The sequence below is a fragment of the Segatella oulorum F0390 genome, assembly GCF_000224615.1.
Taxonomy (GTDB): domain Bacteria; phylum Bacteroidota; class Bacteroidia; order Bacteroidales; family Bacteroidaceae; genus Prevotella; species Prevotella oulorum.
The window spans coordinates 368,780-382,731 of sequence record NZ_JH114217.1; the positions used below are offsets into that span (position 1 = coordinate 368,780).

At 48.9% G+C, this 13,952-nt stretch carries 9 protein-coding genes; 8 read left to right on the forward strand and 1 reads right to left on the reverse strand.

Translation table 11 applies throughout. The annotated features are described in order from the left end of the window. Positions 1-342 precede the first annotated feature (342 nt). On the forward strand, positions 343-1,878 hold the full coding sequence (locus HMPREF9431_RS10735) for a sulfatase (protein WP_004381322.1): 1,536 nt from the start codon (positions 343-345) through the stop codon (positions 1,876-1,878). Between the two features lie 105 nt (positions 1,879-1,983). Here the strand turns inward: HMPREF9431_RS10735 and HMPREF9431_RS10740 are convergent, their stop codons facing one another. Next, positions 1,984-2,757 carry a DeoR/GlpR family DNA-binding transcription regulator gene (locus HMPREF9431_RS10740; protein ID WP_004381323.1) on the reverse strand — a complete coding sequence of 258 codons (774 nt, stop codon included), beginning with the start codon at positions 2,755-2,757 and terminating at the stop codon, positions 1,984-1,986. Between the two features lie 305 nt (positions 2,758-3,062). Between HMPREF9431_RS10740 and glpA the strand changes: the two genes are divergently transcribed. The 7 genes from glpA to HMPREF9431_RS10780 all read left to right on the forward strand — a co-directional run bounded on the left by glpA (position 3,063) and on the right by HMPREF9431_RS10780 (position 13,927). Then, positions 3,063-4,700 (forward strand): anaerobic glycerol-3-phosphate dehydrogenase subunit A, encoded by a 1,638-nt coding sequence (gene glpA, locus HMPREF9431_RS10745; protein ID WP_004381324.1) that lies wholly within the window; start codon positions 3,063-3,065, stop codon positions 4,698-4,700. Next, a complete protein-coding gene (gene glpB / locus HMPREF9431_RS10750) occupies positions 4,697-5,938 on the forward strand; it encodes a glycerol-3-phosphate dehydrogenase subunit GlpB (RefSeq protein ID WP_004381325.1) in 1,242 nt (413 codons plus the stop codon). Before glpA ends, glpB begins: the two co-directional genes overlap by 4 nt. 5 nt (positions 5,939-5,943) lie before the next feature. Beyond that, the gene (gene glpC / locus HMPREF9431_RS10755; protein WP_004381326.1) at positions 5,944-7,194 is read left to right on the forward strand and encodes an anaerobic glycerol-3-phosphate dehydrogenase subunit GlpC; all 1,251 of its coding nucleotides are present in this window, start codon (positions 5,944-5,946) and stop codon (positions 7,192-7,194) included. A gap of 534 nt (positions 7,195-7,728) precedes the next feature. Continuing rightward, on the forward strand, positions 7,729-9,129 hold the full coding sequence (gene pgtP, locus HMPREF9431_RS10765) for a phosphoglycerate transporter protein PgtP (protein WP_004381327.1): 1,401 nt from the start codon (positions 7,729-7,731) through the stop codon (positions 9,127-9,129). Positions 9,130-9,271: 142 nt separating this feature from the next. Further along, complete coding sequence (locus tag HMPREF9431_RS10770) at positions 9,272-10,978, forward strand: glycerophosphodiester phosphodiesterase family protein (protein ID WP_004381328.1); 1,707 nt, start codon at positions 9,272-9,274, stop codon at positions 10,976-10,978. 48 nt (positions 10,979-11,026) lie between these two features. Further along, positions 11,027-12,367 (forward strand): porin family protein, encoded by a 1,341-nt coding sequence (locus HMPREF9431_RS10775; protein WP_004381329.1) that lies wholly within the window; start codon positions 11,027-11,029, stop codon positions 12,365-12,367. A 390-nt stretch (positions 12,368-12,757) separates the two neighbouring features. Continuing rightward, a complete protein-coding gene (locus HMPREF9431_RS10780) occupies positions 12,758-13,927 on the forward strand; it encodes a porin (RefSeq protein WP_004381330.1) in 1,170 nt (389 codons plus the stop codon). Positions 13,928-13,952 lie beyond the last annotated feature (25 nt).

Consider the following 13,952-nt stretch of genomic DNA (forward strand, 5'->3'; position numbering starts at 1 on the left):
GGGTAGGGGCAGTGCCTGTGTGCCCGCCCGTGTCGCCCAGTAAGGGCGCATCCATCGTTCAATACCCCGCACACCATGCGTGTGTTTTTGGTATGGAAACGCCGTTACGCGGACGTTCGGGCGGGCACATAGGCGCCGCCCCTACGCGTTTTGCTTGAGAGAATTGCGCGTGGATGTTTGCCCCTACGGTTTCGTTTGGCTGGATTACGTGTGGCCGGTTGGTGGCGTTTGGGTGGATTACGCGTGGATATATGCGTTCATTTGCACGGCATTTTCCATGGGCTGAATCGGGCGCAATTCGTTTCTTTTGCTTATCTTTGCGAGGTTCTAAATGGTGATGAAATGAAGAAACAACGAATGAGTGTAGTGGTAGGCATGGCTTTGGCGGGCATAGGGCCGCTCTATGCACAGCACGAGGAGCGCCGACCCAATATTATTTTGTTCATGGTGGACGACATGGGGTGGCAGGACACGTCGGTGCCTTTCGCGGAGGTAGTAACGGATTACAACCGTATGTACGACACGCCCAACATGGAACGTTTGGCCCAGTCGGGCATGTTGTTTACCGATGCCTATGCAGCTCCGGTGAGTTCGCCGTCGCGGTGCAGCTTGATGACGGGCATGAACATGGCGCGGCACAGGGTGACCAACTGGACTTTGCAGCGCGACAAGCCGACGGATGGGCAGGAGGCGGGCGTGGTCTTGCCCGATTGGAATTGCAACGGCATTGCACAGTGTGGCGGGATGGAGCGCACGACGCAGGCCCTTTCGTTTGTACAACTGCTGAAGCATGCGGGCTACCACACCATTCATTGCGGCAAAGCGCATTGGGGAGCGATAGACACACCGGGCGAAAATCCGTGCCATTTTGGTTTCGAAGTCAACATCACAGGCAGTGCCGCGGGCGGTTTGGCGACCTATCTGAGTGAACGAAACTATGGTCATTCGCGCGACGGACGGCCTTTGGCGCTCAACGCCATCCCCGGTTTGGAGCGCTATTGGGGCACGGGAACGTTTGCCACCGAGGCGCTGACGCAGGAGGCTTTGCGGGCGTTGGACAAGGCAAAACGCTATGGGCAGCCGTTTTATTTGTATCTGTCGCACTATGCTTTGCACATTCCCATCGACAAGGACATGCGCTTTTATCCGCAATATGTGCGCAAAGGGCTGTCTGACAAGGCGGCGGCTTATGCGGCGTTGATTGCGGGGATGGACAAGAGTTTGGGCGATGTGATGCGCTGGTTGGATGCGAATGGTGAGGCCGAGCGCACCATTCTCATCTTCATGAGCGACAATGGTGGGCTGGCGGCGTCGCAAGCGTGGCGCGAAGGCCCGCCCGACACGCAAAATGCGCCGCTCAAAAGTGGTAAAGGGTCGTTGTATGAGGGTGGCATTCGGGTGCCGTTCATCGTGCGGTGGCCGGGCAAAGTGGCTGCTAACACGCGCAACAAAACGCCCATCATCATCGAGGATCTTTATCCCACGCTGCTCGAAATGGCGGGCATTCGACAGGCAAAGGTGCCGCAAACGCTCGACGGACAATCGCTCGTTCCGCTGCTGTGTGCGCCGCAAAAGCCAACGAGGGTGCGCCCGTTGGTATGGAATTTTCCGAATATCTGGGATGGCAAAGGGGCAGGCATTAACTTGAATTGCGCCATTCGGCTGGGCGAATGGAAACTCATTTATCATTATAAGACTGGTCGAAAGGAGCTTTATCATCTGCCCGACGACGTGGGCGAACAGCACGATTTGGCTGCTCAACAACCCCAAAAGGTGCGCGAATTGGCTGCGCTTTTGGGCAAACGGTTGCGCGACATGCAGGCACAGCGCCCGTGTTCTGCGGCCACAGGGAAACCGTTTCCGTGGCCTGATGAGTGAATACTTGATGGAAATTGTGCGCAAACAAAGATTCCTTCTCACCCCGTGATGATCGGTGTCGGTGAGAAGGAATTTTCGTTTGCGGTGGATTTCGTGGCGTTGCCTCTACGCTTCTGCGCCCACAATCACCAGTTCGATGCCCATTTCTTCGATGCGCAGCTTGTCCATCGCCTTGATGTGCGCGTCGGTAATGATGACATCCACGTCCTCCATGTTGCTGATCTTGGCAAATCCACGTCGGCCAAACTTCGATGCGTCGGCCAGAACGATGGTTTTTTGTGCGGCCTTCATCATCTGTTGGTTAAGGTGAGCCTCGCGCATGTCGGTCGTGGTGAAGCCGAAATCGAGGTCGATGCCGTCGACACCCATAAACAATTTGCTGAACGAACAGCCCGCCAAAATGCTTTCACTGTATTCGCCCACCACCGATTCGCTGCTGTGACGCAGCATGCCTCCCAACTGAATGATGTCGATATTGTCCTCCTGTGAGAGGGCGATGGAGGCCTGAAGTGATGCCGAAACCACCGTGAGTTTATGGGCGGGTTTGATGCAATGGGCAAAGGCATGGATGGTGGTTCCCGATGCAAGGATAATCGAATCGTTGGGCTCGATAAACTTTGCCGCCTCCATTCCGATGTTATATTTCTCTTCGGGATAGAGCTTTTCTTTCTCGTTCACGGTGCGATTGCCGGCAAAAGGGTTGATGGCAATGGCTTTTCCGTGGCTGCGATAGAGCTTCCCTGCCTTTTCCAAATCGGTTAAATCTTTGCGAATGGTGACCGAAGAGACTTGCAAACGGTCGGATAAGTCGGACACTAAAATGGCATCTGTTTTGAGCAGTTGCTCCAAAATGGCGTTATGTCTTTCCTCTTTTGTCATGTCAAGAACAGCTTTTGGTTTTTATTTTCCTCACAAAAATAGCACTTTTCCCGAAAGAATGGTTTCAAACCGAAGTGTTTAACAAAACCTTAACAAAAAAGGATTGTGTGACGGGTGAATACAGAGAAGCGCACCCCATGGCAGAAATTATTTCGTTAAATAATAATAATAAAAGTGTCTATGCAACCAAATAAAAGCTATCTTTGCTTCGAAAGAACGCAAGAACGTTTCGTTTTGCAAGTTTAAACGCTTCGAATATTTTTGCAACGCAATATTTTTTCGGGTAAGCATAAAAATGTCATTCAATGAAAAAGAATAGAGAACAAACTTATGATGTCATTGTGATTGGTGGCGGAATTACCGGCGCAGGCACGGCAAGAGATTGTGCGATGCGGGGATTAAAGGTGCTGCTGGTCGAAAAATTTGACTTCACCAATGGTGCAACCGGCCGCAATCATGGTTTGCTTCATAGTGGTGCCCGCTATGCTGTTACCGATAAAGAGTCGGCAAGAGAGTGCATTGTTGAGAACATGATTCTGCGGAAAATCGCCCGACATTGTGTGGATGAGACCGACGGTTTGTTTATTACGCTACCCGAAGACGACCTCAATTATCAGGCCACGTTTGTAGCCGCTTGCCAAGAAGCCGGCATTCGTGCCGACATCATCTCGCCCGAAGAGGCACGCCGCATCGAACCTTCGGTCAACCCTTCACTCACGGGTGCCGTGCGTGTCCCTGATGCTTCCATCGACCCTTTCCGCCTCACTGTGGCCAATGTGCTTGATGCCCGTCGCCATGGTGCCGATGCTTTGACCTATCATGAAGTGGTGGGTTTCGTGGTGGAGAATGGCGAAATGAAGGGTGTTCGGTTGCGCAATAACCTCACAGGTGAAACGTTTGAGCAACGTGCTCAGCTCGTTATCAATGCCGCCGGCATCTGGGGTCATCAGCTTTCTGTCATGGCTGGCGTGGGTGTTAACATGTTCCCGGCGAAAGGTACGCTGCTCATTTTTGGCCATCGGGTCAACCAAATGGTGATCAACCGTTGCCGAAAGCCCGCCAATGCCGATATTCTTGTGCCCGATGATACTGTTTGTGTCATTGGAACCACCAGTGATCGCGTGCCTTTTGAAACGGTTGACGACCTGCAAGTGACGCCCGAAGAGGTGGACATTTTGATTAAGGAGGGCGAGAAGTTGGCACCCGCTTTGGCATCAACGCGCATTCTTCGCGCTTACACGGGTGTGCGTCCTTTGGTGGCAGCCGACAACGATCCGTCGGGAAGAAGCATCAGTCGTGGCATCGTTTTGCTCGACCATGAGACGCGCGATGGCCTCAAAGGCTTCATCACCATCACGGGAGGCAAGATGATGACCTACCGCATGATGGCCGAGTTGGCTACCGATTTGGCCTGCAAAAAGTTGGGCATCGACAAGAAATGCGAAACAGCTACCACCCCATTGCCCGGCTCTGAGACCTCGGTGCTCACCGAAAAGACCAGCAAGACGAGCTATGAATATAGTCAACGGGTGATGGAAGGGCGGCATGGCACGATGACTTCGAGCATTCGTCAGCAAGCCATTGAAGACAAAGCCTTGGTTTGTGAGTGCGAGAATGTGACCGTCGGCGAAGTGAAATTTGCTGTGGAGCAGTTGCATGTACACCATATTATTAATTTACGTCGCCGCACACGGCTCGGCATGGGCACTTGCCAAGGCGAACTATGTGCCTGCCGTGGTGCCAATGTGTTGTGCGAAGTGGCCGACACTCCCGCGCAGAAAGGCATGCAGGATTTAACGGCTTTCATGGCCGAACGGTGGAAAGGCATGCGCCCTGTGGCGTGGGGTGACACGCTGAACGAGGCACAACTCACGGGCATGATTTATGAAAGTCTTTGCGGATTTAATCGGGTGGCAGACGAAAAGAAGGAGGTTGCGAAATGAAATTTGATACAATTATCATCGGTGGTGGGTTGTCAGGGCTCACCTGTGGCATTGCTTTAGCCCAGCAAAAGCAACGTGTTGCCATTATCAATGCAGGGCAAAGCACGTTGCATTTCAATTCGGGTTCGCTCGAGTTGTTGGGCTATGACGAAAACGGGGACTTGGTGGATGCGCCCTTAAAAGCTATCCCTTTACTCAGTAATATGCACCCTTTTCACAAGCTAAATGCAATAGATTGCTTGGCAAAAGAGGCTAAATTGCTGCTCAATGCGGCAGGCCTTGTGATGAAAGGCAGTGCAGAAGCCAATCACTATCGGCTTTCACCCATCGGCATCAACAAACCCGCTTGGCTCACGATGGACGGACTCGTGCAAAGTACAACGCCCGAAACGTTGCCTTGGAAGCGTGTAACCATTGCCAACATCGCCGGTTTCTTAGATATGCCCGTAGCTTTTTTGAGTGCCAACTTGCAGCGCATGGGCGTGGCGGTTGATGTGCAAACTTTCACAACGAAAGCGTTGGAGGAAGCACGAAAGAGTCCTTCTGAGATGCGGGCTACAAACATTGCAAAGGTGTTGGCCGATGAAACGGGGTTAGAAGAGGTGGCACAGGCACTCAATGCCCTCTCCATTCAAGGCGAGGTGTTGCTGCTTCCGTCGGTGTTAGGCTTAGCCGATGACGCTGCCAGAGCGCACCTTCAGCAGCATGTTCGGCATGCGTTGCACTATGTTGCCACCATGCCGCCCTCAGTTCCGGGCGTACATATTCAAACCAAGTTGCGTCAATATTTCCAGCAGTTAGGTGGTTTGTATGTGCTGAGCGACACGGTTTGTGCAGGTGTTTTCAAGGACAATCGTCTCGTAGCCGTACAGACCGAGAAGATGGTTGAGGAGAAACTCTATGCCGACGATTTCGTTTTGGCTTCGGGTTCATTCCAGAGTCGTGGTTTACAGAGCAATTACAACGAAGTCTATGAGCCTATTTTCCACGCCGATGTTGATGCCGTGCAGGATCGTTCGACCTGGACTGCGGCCTATGTCTATGACGAACAGCCCTATATGAAGTTTGGTGTGCACACCGATTCTCAATTTTTAGTGAGCCGCGAGGGACGCGTTCAAACCAATTTATATGCGGCAGGCTCTATTCTTAGCGGTCATAATGCATTCAAATTGGCCGATGGTACGGGTGTCTCTATGCTCACCGCATTGCAAGTTGCCCACAACATTCTAAAGAAATAAAAGCGATGGTAGAAGCTACACAAATAGAAAGCAAAAGCAAATTGAATTTTGAGCAGTGCCTGAAATGCTCCATCTGTACGGTTTATTGCCCTGTGTCGGCCGTGGAACCTCAATATCTCGGCCCCAAACAAGCGGGTCCCGATCAGGAGCGTTACCGCTTAAAAGGTGCGGAATATTTTAATGAAGCCCTGAAATTATGCTTGAATTGCAAGCGTTGTGAGGTGGCTTGTCCCGAGCATGTGCTGGTGGGAGACCTCATTCAAGCGGCGCGAATCGATTACAGTACGCACACGCCCAGCCTGCGCGATCGCATGTTAGCCAATACCGATTTCGTGGGGACGCTGGCACATACTTTTGCACCTTTAACCAATTTTGCTTTGGGATTGAAGCCCATGAAAGCGGTGCTGCACAGCGTGATGGGCATTGACAAGCATCGCACGTTCCCCTCTTATGCTTTCCAAACCTTTGAACAATGGTATAAGAAGCATGCTCACGAGCAAGAACAGTATCATCGGTTTGTGACCTTTTCCCATGGGTGTTATGCCAATTACAACTATCCTCAGTTGAGTAAGGATTTGGTGAAGTTGATGAATGCCTGCGGTTATGGGGTGCGTTTGTTGTCGAAAGAGAAATGTTGCGGTGTGGCGTTGATTGCCAATGGGCTATCGGGGCAGGCCAAAAAGCAGGGCGAAGTGAATATAAACGCGATGCGCGAAGCTGTGAAGCGCGATGAACCTGTGCTCACGGTGAGCTCTACTTGTACGCTCACCATGCGCGATGAATACCAACATTTGTTGCACATCGACAATGCCGACGTGCGCGATCATTTGATGTTGGCCTTGCGTTGGCTCTGCCAAAAGGTGGATGCCGGAGAGATTAAACTTGTCTTTCGCAAGGATTTCAAAGAGAAAATTGCCTACCACACCGCCTGTCACATGGAACGAATGGGCTGGGTTCCTTATTCTGTTCGTTTGCTGCAGATGATTCCGGGCATCGATTTTATGATGTTAGAGAGTCAGTGTTGTGGCATCGCAGGCACCTATGGCTTTAAGAAAGAGAACTATGAACGCTCGCAAAAGATTGGTTCGAGTCTCTTTAAACAGATTGAAGCCGTCAATCCTGACTATGTGGCTACGGAGTGTGAGACGTGCAAATGGCAGATAGAAATGTCGACTTCGCACTTGGTAAAAAATCCCATTAGCATCTTGGCTGACGCGATTGATGTGGAAGAAACGAGAAAATGCAATGCACAATAGCGTGCATGGGAGCACCGCATAAAGGGATATTGGGCTTTGATGTAGCAGCAAACTTGCTCGACCTTGAGGCAAGGCAAGGACTTAGGTGTAAAGCGTGGGGTGGGCAGTTGGTGCTCACCCCATTCATCTGTGGCAGCACATGGTGCGTGGTGAGCAAGGCTTGGATAAGTAATAAGGTCATCTTCAAAAGGGAAGTTCTACATTTTTTGGGTCAACAGAGGGTGTCAGATTATATATTTGCGGGTCTAAAATGTTAAAACTAATAATAAACGTTAAGAATAAAAGAGATATAATGAAATAAAACCTATCTTTGTTTCGAATTGAACGCGAACTGATTTTGAAATGTAAGTATTAGGTAATGATAACCTGTTTTTGATGGGTTGAATTTAGCTTTCGCTTGAAGCCTTTTACTTTTCACTGCATAATCGCTTCCCAAGGTATGTGCAAGGCATGTGTATGGTGTGTGGTTTTAGCGTGATGGCATGATAAGTTGGTTTTCTTTTAACAATCACATACGAATAAACAATTTATAATATGTGGAGACTTTTGACACCGCCAGCCTATAAAACAGAACAGACTGGACCTGAAGCCGACGCGAAATACAAGCGTTTGCGTTGGCAAGTTTTCTTGGGTATCTTTATTGGATATGCAGGATTTTACATCGTTCGCAAGAACTTTTCGATGGCCATTCCGATGTTGGCCGACTTTGGTTTTGAGAAAGGTGAATTGGGCGTAGTGCTCTCTATGAACGCTATTGCTTATGGCTTTTCTAAGTTTATCATGGCCAGCATATCCGATCGGAGCAATGCACGTGCATTCCTTCCGTTGGGATTGACGATGGCTGCCATTTCAATGTTGTTTATGATTGTGCCGATTCAATGGATTGGTGCGGAGCATAAGTCATTGGCTATTGTGCTGATGGCTGCGCTAAACTTCCTTGTAGGATGGTTTAATGGCATGGGATGGCCTCCGTGTGGGCGTGTGATGACCCACTGGTTCTCAATTAAAGAGCGTGGCACTTGGATGTCGTTTTGGAACTGTGCGCACAACGTTGGCGGTGCCCTTGTGGGGCCAATGGCCGTATATGGTGCGTTGTGGTTTGGCTCTTGGTTCTATGGAGCCGATGAAAAGCGTTACTTTTTGATTGGTACTTATGCCTTTCCTGCAGCCGTAGCGGTGCTCATTGCCATTGTAGCTTATCTCATGATTCGTGATACACCGCAATCGTGTGGGCTGTCATCTATCGAAAAATGGAGTGGCGTTGCCTCGAAAAATTATAATGAAAAGGCCGAAGAAGTGCTGTCAACCAAAGAGATATTCAAGGTGGTATTGGGCAACAAATTCTTATGGTATATCGCCTTTGCCAACGCCTTTGTCTATATGGTTCGCTATGGATGTTTGGACTGGGCACCCACGATATTAACCGATAAAGGCGTAGACATTAAGAGCGCAGGATGGGCTTATTTTGCCTATGAGATGGCGGCTATTCCCGGCACAATCATTTGCGGTTGGTTGTCAGATCGCTTCTTCCATGGGCGCAGAGCCTTGCCAACGATTATCTTTATGGCCTTAGTGGCTATCGCTATCGTGGTGTATTGGCAGAACCTTGACAACGTAAATGTCGTTGTAGGCTGTTTGATAGCCATAGGTTTCTTTATCTATGGTCCCGTGATGTTGATTGGTGTGCAGGCTTTAGACTTAGCACCTAAGAACGCAGCAGGCACCGCTGCCGGCCTAACGGGCTTCATGGGCTATGTGCTTGGCACCGCTTTGTTGGCGAATATTGTGATTGGTTATGTGGCCGACACTGCCGGATGGGACTGGACTTTCATTCTTTTGATTGTAGCCTGTGGCCTGTCTGTGCTCTTTATGGGGCTCACCTATCGCGAGGAACAGTATTTGGTTGAGAAGCAAAACAGCGCAGAAAAGAAATAAAACAACGTATTTAAAAAACAATCTTCGTGGCTTGTGGGTGGGGAAGGCGGTGTCGTGTTGAGCGACTGCTGCAGCTTTCTTCCACAAGGAACACGCTGATAACGACTCGAATCAATATAATAGTAACTTAAATAGCAAGAAAATGAAGAAACTTTATCGACTGAGTTATGCCGGTATCGCTGCTGCACTGCTTTTGGCATCGTGCGCAGACGAGCAACAATTTACCAGCCCCAACGCAGATGCTAAGCGCATAGACGTTCAGAAAATCTCGGATGAGATGGCAAAGGTGCGCGATTATGTGCCACTTTATGCTTGTGTGGCACACCGTGGTTCTACTTTCTGGGCACCCGAAGAGACCGAGGCTGCCTGGCGATGGGCACGCGAAATGGGAGCCGATTATTTGGAAAGCGATTTGCAAGTGACGAAAGATGGTGTGGTTTTGGCCAACCATGATGAGAATTTGCGTCGTACAACCAACATCGAAGACATCTTCTCGGATGCGGTTCCCACGATTCGTAAAGACTTTTATCGCAGCTTCCGCAACTCTGATGGCACGCAACATTTCAGCGAAGCTGATATTGAAGCCCAATACAAGCGCGATGCACACGACTTCCGCACCAACTACACCATGTCTTATTACTATGCAGAATTGTTGATGTTGGATGCCGGAAAATGGTTTAATGATGCCAATAAAGAACAGCAACGCAGTGCTTTTGCGGCGCGTAACAATGGCCGAATCGACTATAGTTTGGGTTATCCTAAGATTATATATTCCGATGGTCAGTATGTTTCTGCCTTGCAAGATCAAATCAATTATGCAATGGGTAAAAAGCTCAACCGCGATGCTAACGGGCGCCGTGTGCTCACCTATAAGATTAAAAGTGAGTATGCCAACATGACCTTGCAGCAGATTTATGATGCTGCAAAGGCTGCTGTGAAATGCGATGACCCATCGGTTGTGGGCAGCAAGGCAAGCAAATACATGGACTTTGTGGAATATAGTTTCGGCGATAAGAATGGTTCTACGGCCTATGTCAACGACAATATTGACCGTGGAAACCGTCCCGGTATCTATCCCGAGTTCAAAGAATCGTGGCTTAACCCCAAGGATATTGAAATCCGTGTGTACAACATCCTGAATGATTGGGGTTGGAACATCATCACACAACCTGCTGCTGCCAACACTCCTTTCTATGTGCATGGCAAGGTGAATGTGGGCAACACCAACGGAAAAGTCATTCTCCAAACCTTCTCTTTCGATGCTTTGCGTCGTGCATACAACGTGTTTAAGGGAAAAATTCCCATGTGTTATCTGCTTTGGACGGGCGATCCTGCAGGACCAACCGACTTGGCTTACAACACACCTACAGGCTATGCCGACTTCATTAAGTATGCCGAAGACTATGGCGCACACATCATTGGCCCCTCGATTGCAGGTGCTCCCAATAATTATCCCGAACTCAATAATCCCTGGTCGGCTTATTTAGTCCGCAAATCGGGCATGCTCAATCACCCCTATTCATTTGACTCTGATGCACAGATGAAGAAATATATGGGTTATTATGTGAATTTCTATGGGGCAAATCCCACGCAGTTCGACGACCTCTTGAATGTTGTTGTTCCTGCAACCACCCACACAACCTTCCAAGGAACCAGCTCACATCCCGTGTATATGGATGGTTCCTTCACCAATCGTTCAGAGATTTCATTGCTCTATATGATTGAGAATGGTTTCCGTTGCAATGCAAAGTTGAACAATCCTTTCCATCCCGGACAGTATTATGACAACTCACAAGCGCCCGCAACTGTGCCTAATGCCGAAGATGTGCTCACGCAGTTGGGTTATTAAGGCGAATGAGATAAATAGAAATTGACAAACGAAAAGAATAAATTGACGATGAAAAAATATTTATTATTGCCTGCAATGGCACTCTGCACCCTATCCGTTTGTGCACAAGATTTTGATTCTAAGCCAACGATTTCGGTGAACAATGAGCAAGAAGACTTGCACTTTACCGTGGGCGCACGCTTCATGGCCGATGCAGCTTACTACCATTCTGACTTCACACCGTTGCATAGTGGCGCCGCATTGACCGATGCACGCATCCGCACTTCGTTGCGCTATCAGAACTGGTATTTCTATGCTGACTTTGGTTTTGGCGACGGAAAATTCAGCCAAAAAAACATCTTTGTGCGCTATGCACAGAAAGATGGCCACGACAATCAGCATGCAGTGCAGGCGGGTTACTTCGTAGATCCTGCGGCATCTATGGCACGCATCACCTCATTGGGTAGCTATCACTTCATCTCTCGCGCTGGGGCTACTAACGCTTTGGGTGAAGGTCGTGAGTTGGGGTTGACCTATAAGTTCACCAATCCCCATTTCTATGCCAATCAAGGTGTGTCTGTAGAGAACCAATATAATAAGGTAGCGGCAGGTTTCAACGGCATTGTTTTGGCCGGACGTTATCTCTATCGTCCCATCGCCGAGGAGAATTCTACGTTGGCTGTGGGTGGAAACATTCGCTATCAGCACGTGGGACATGGTGTTGTTGAGAACAACATCCTGAAGAAAACGCTCGATTTGGGACAGACGATGGAGACCTTTGTTGACAACACGCAGCAGTTTGTGTCGTGCAATCTGCCATGGGCTAACAATGTGGTTGACGCAGGTGCCGAGGTGTTATACCATCAACAGAACTTCTTTGTGCGTGGTGAATATCTCTATAAGCATGTCACCAAGAAGCGCGATTCGCGCACAGTGTTCGAGGCTTCGAATGATAACATCGACACCTGGGGCACACTTGACGCATGGGAAGAGGCCAATCCGTTGCGCGCAAACAACTTCCACAGCGGCTATCTTGAGGCAGGTTATTTGATTTTCGGTAAGGCCTATCGTTACGATTCCAACGAAGGTGTGCTGAAAGGGCTTGGCGAGAAGTCGCTCGAAGTGGTGGGACGTTTCAACTATACGAGCTTGAACGACCGCAACAAAGGCGAATACTATTCTATTGGTCGCAATCAATACTATCCCTCAGGCTACATGGAAGACTATCCTTATAAGTCAACCAGTGTGGGCGGTGGTGCCGTTCGTTCCTACACTTTAGGTTTGAACTACAGCTTCAATCGTTTCGTTCAGGTGATGGTCGACTACACCTATCACCGTTTGAGCAAGGACTTCTTGCCCTATGACAAGAATGTTCATCAAGTACAAGGACGCTTACAGTTTGTGTTCTAACATCGCATAAGACAAGGTGGGGGCAGAATGCTCTTTGTATTTTGCCCCACTTTGTCTCCTAATATGGTGCACATTACGGCACAAAACAGCAGCTATTGCTATCCTTTTAACGCTAAAACATTTCGCCATGCCTACTACAGATGTGGAAACAATGCCTATAACCGCCATACAACCACATTTACCTGGCTTAGACACTATACCTGGAACAGCTTTCTTTCGAGGGCAGTTTCTTCGAGTATCTCTATTGTTAAACATCGCTTTCTAATAGCGTTTGTCTTTCGCCTTCCTGTTGCTATTATAGAAGAATGAGAGTCAGGGTAGGGCTGTAGCAGACCATTGGTATGAAAAAGTATATTCTATCAATTATTTATATATTAACTAAAACCAATAATGATGAAACAATTCATTTCTTCGTGTGCCTTGATGATGGCACTTTCTCCCGCTTTGGCGCATGCCGATGTTGTTGCGGGTAGTGAAACAACTGATGTGAAAACGGCCGAAACAGCTGAGGTTCAGCAGACTGAAAGTCCCTCGACGTTGGAACAGATTTTAGCAAAAATGCCTAAGATTTCGGGCTATTTGCAAACGGGTTGGAACTATACCGACCAGGGAAAAGGCTCATCGTCGTTCCAAGCTAAGCGCTTGCGTTTGTTGATGGATGGGCAAGTGATTAAAAATGTGACATTCCGTTTGCAGATTGAAGCTTTCAATGGTATTAAAGGTTCGCGCAACGGCAACGGACAAAAGAACATCCAGGTGATGGATGCCTTTGCAACCGCCAAGATTTCTGATGCCGTAAAGATTCGTGCCGGACAGTATTATCTGCCCTTAGGCTTTGAAAATTACGACTGTTCTCCCTCTTCTCTTGAGACCATCGACTTCTCTAACATCTGCTATCGCATGGTGTGCCGCAACCCCATCTCCTACAATCTTGTGGACTATGGTCGCGACTTGGGTGTGATGGTGTGCGGTGAATTGTTCCCCAACGAAGAGAAGGGGTTCCACTATCTGCACTATGATTTGTCGTTATCCAACGGAAACATGCCGATGAAAGACGACAACAACAAGTCGAAAGATGTGATAGGTGCCCTCACTTTCCATCCCACGAAGCTCATCAGCATCAAAGGAACTTATAACTATGGTGAATATGCTTCAGAAACAACACTTGGCGGCGTGGGCACCTGGAAGTATAAAAGGATGAACCGCTACATGTTAGGTGCGTGGTATAACGACCCCATGGGCTTGGATTTGCGTGCCGAATATGGTCACATGCAGGCAGGAAGTGCCGTGAAAGAAGATGGCGCTTATGTCTTGGCAGCCTATCATGTGGGCGATTGGTTGCCTGTAGTGCGCTACGACATGTATCGCGATAATGTGAATAAGGCCACACTCAACAACTATGATCGTGTGCTGGTCGGCGTGTCTTATTGCATTCTTAAAAACCTCAAACTGCAAGCCAACTATGGCTATTCCATCTATACCAGCGCAGCAAAGGTTGCATCCAACAATGGTCATCGTGGCTCAAGTCAGGTGCAGTTGATGGCCATGTATAAATTTTAAACGTTCATATTTACTCATTAACACA

Excerpts from the sequence above, each read along its gene's own strand:
- glpA (WP_004381324.1), top strand. The coding sequence starts at position 3,063 with ATGAAAAAGAATAGAGAACAAACTTATGATGTCATTGTGATTGGTGGC.
- HMPREF9431_RS10775 (WP_004381329.1), top strand. The coding sequence starts at position 11,027 with ATGAAAAAATATTTATTATTGCCTGCAATGGCACTCTGCACCCTATCC.
- HMPREF9431_RS10770 (WP_004381328.1), top strand. The coding sequence starts at position 9,272 with ATGAAGAAACTTTATCGACTGAGTTATGCCGGTATCGCTGCTGCACTG.
- HMPREF9431_RS10740 (WP_004381323.1), bottom strand. The coding sequence starts at position 2,757 with ATGACAAAAGAGGAAAGACATAACGCCATTTTGGAGCAACTGCTCAAA.
- pgtP (WP_004381327.1), top strand. The coding sequence starts at position 7,729 with ATGTGGAGACTTTTGACACCGCCAGCCTATAAAACAGAACAGACTGGA.
- glpB (WP_004381325.1), top strand. The coding sequence starts at position 4,697 with ATGAAATTTGATACAATTATCATCGGTGGTGGGTTGTCAGGGCTCACC.
- glpC (WP_004381326.1), top strand. The coding sequence starts at position 5,944 with ATGGTAGAAGCTACACAAATAGAAAGCAAAAGCAAATTGAATTTTGAG.
- HMPREF9431_RS10735 (WP_004381322.1), top strand. The coding sequence starts at position 343 with ATGAAGAAACAACGAATGAGTGTAGTGGTAGGCATGGCTTTGGCGGGC.
- HMPREF9431_RS10780 (WP_004381330.1), top strand. The coding sequence starts at position 12,758 with ATGATGAAACAATTCATTTCTTCGTGTGCCTTGATGATGGCACTTTCT.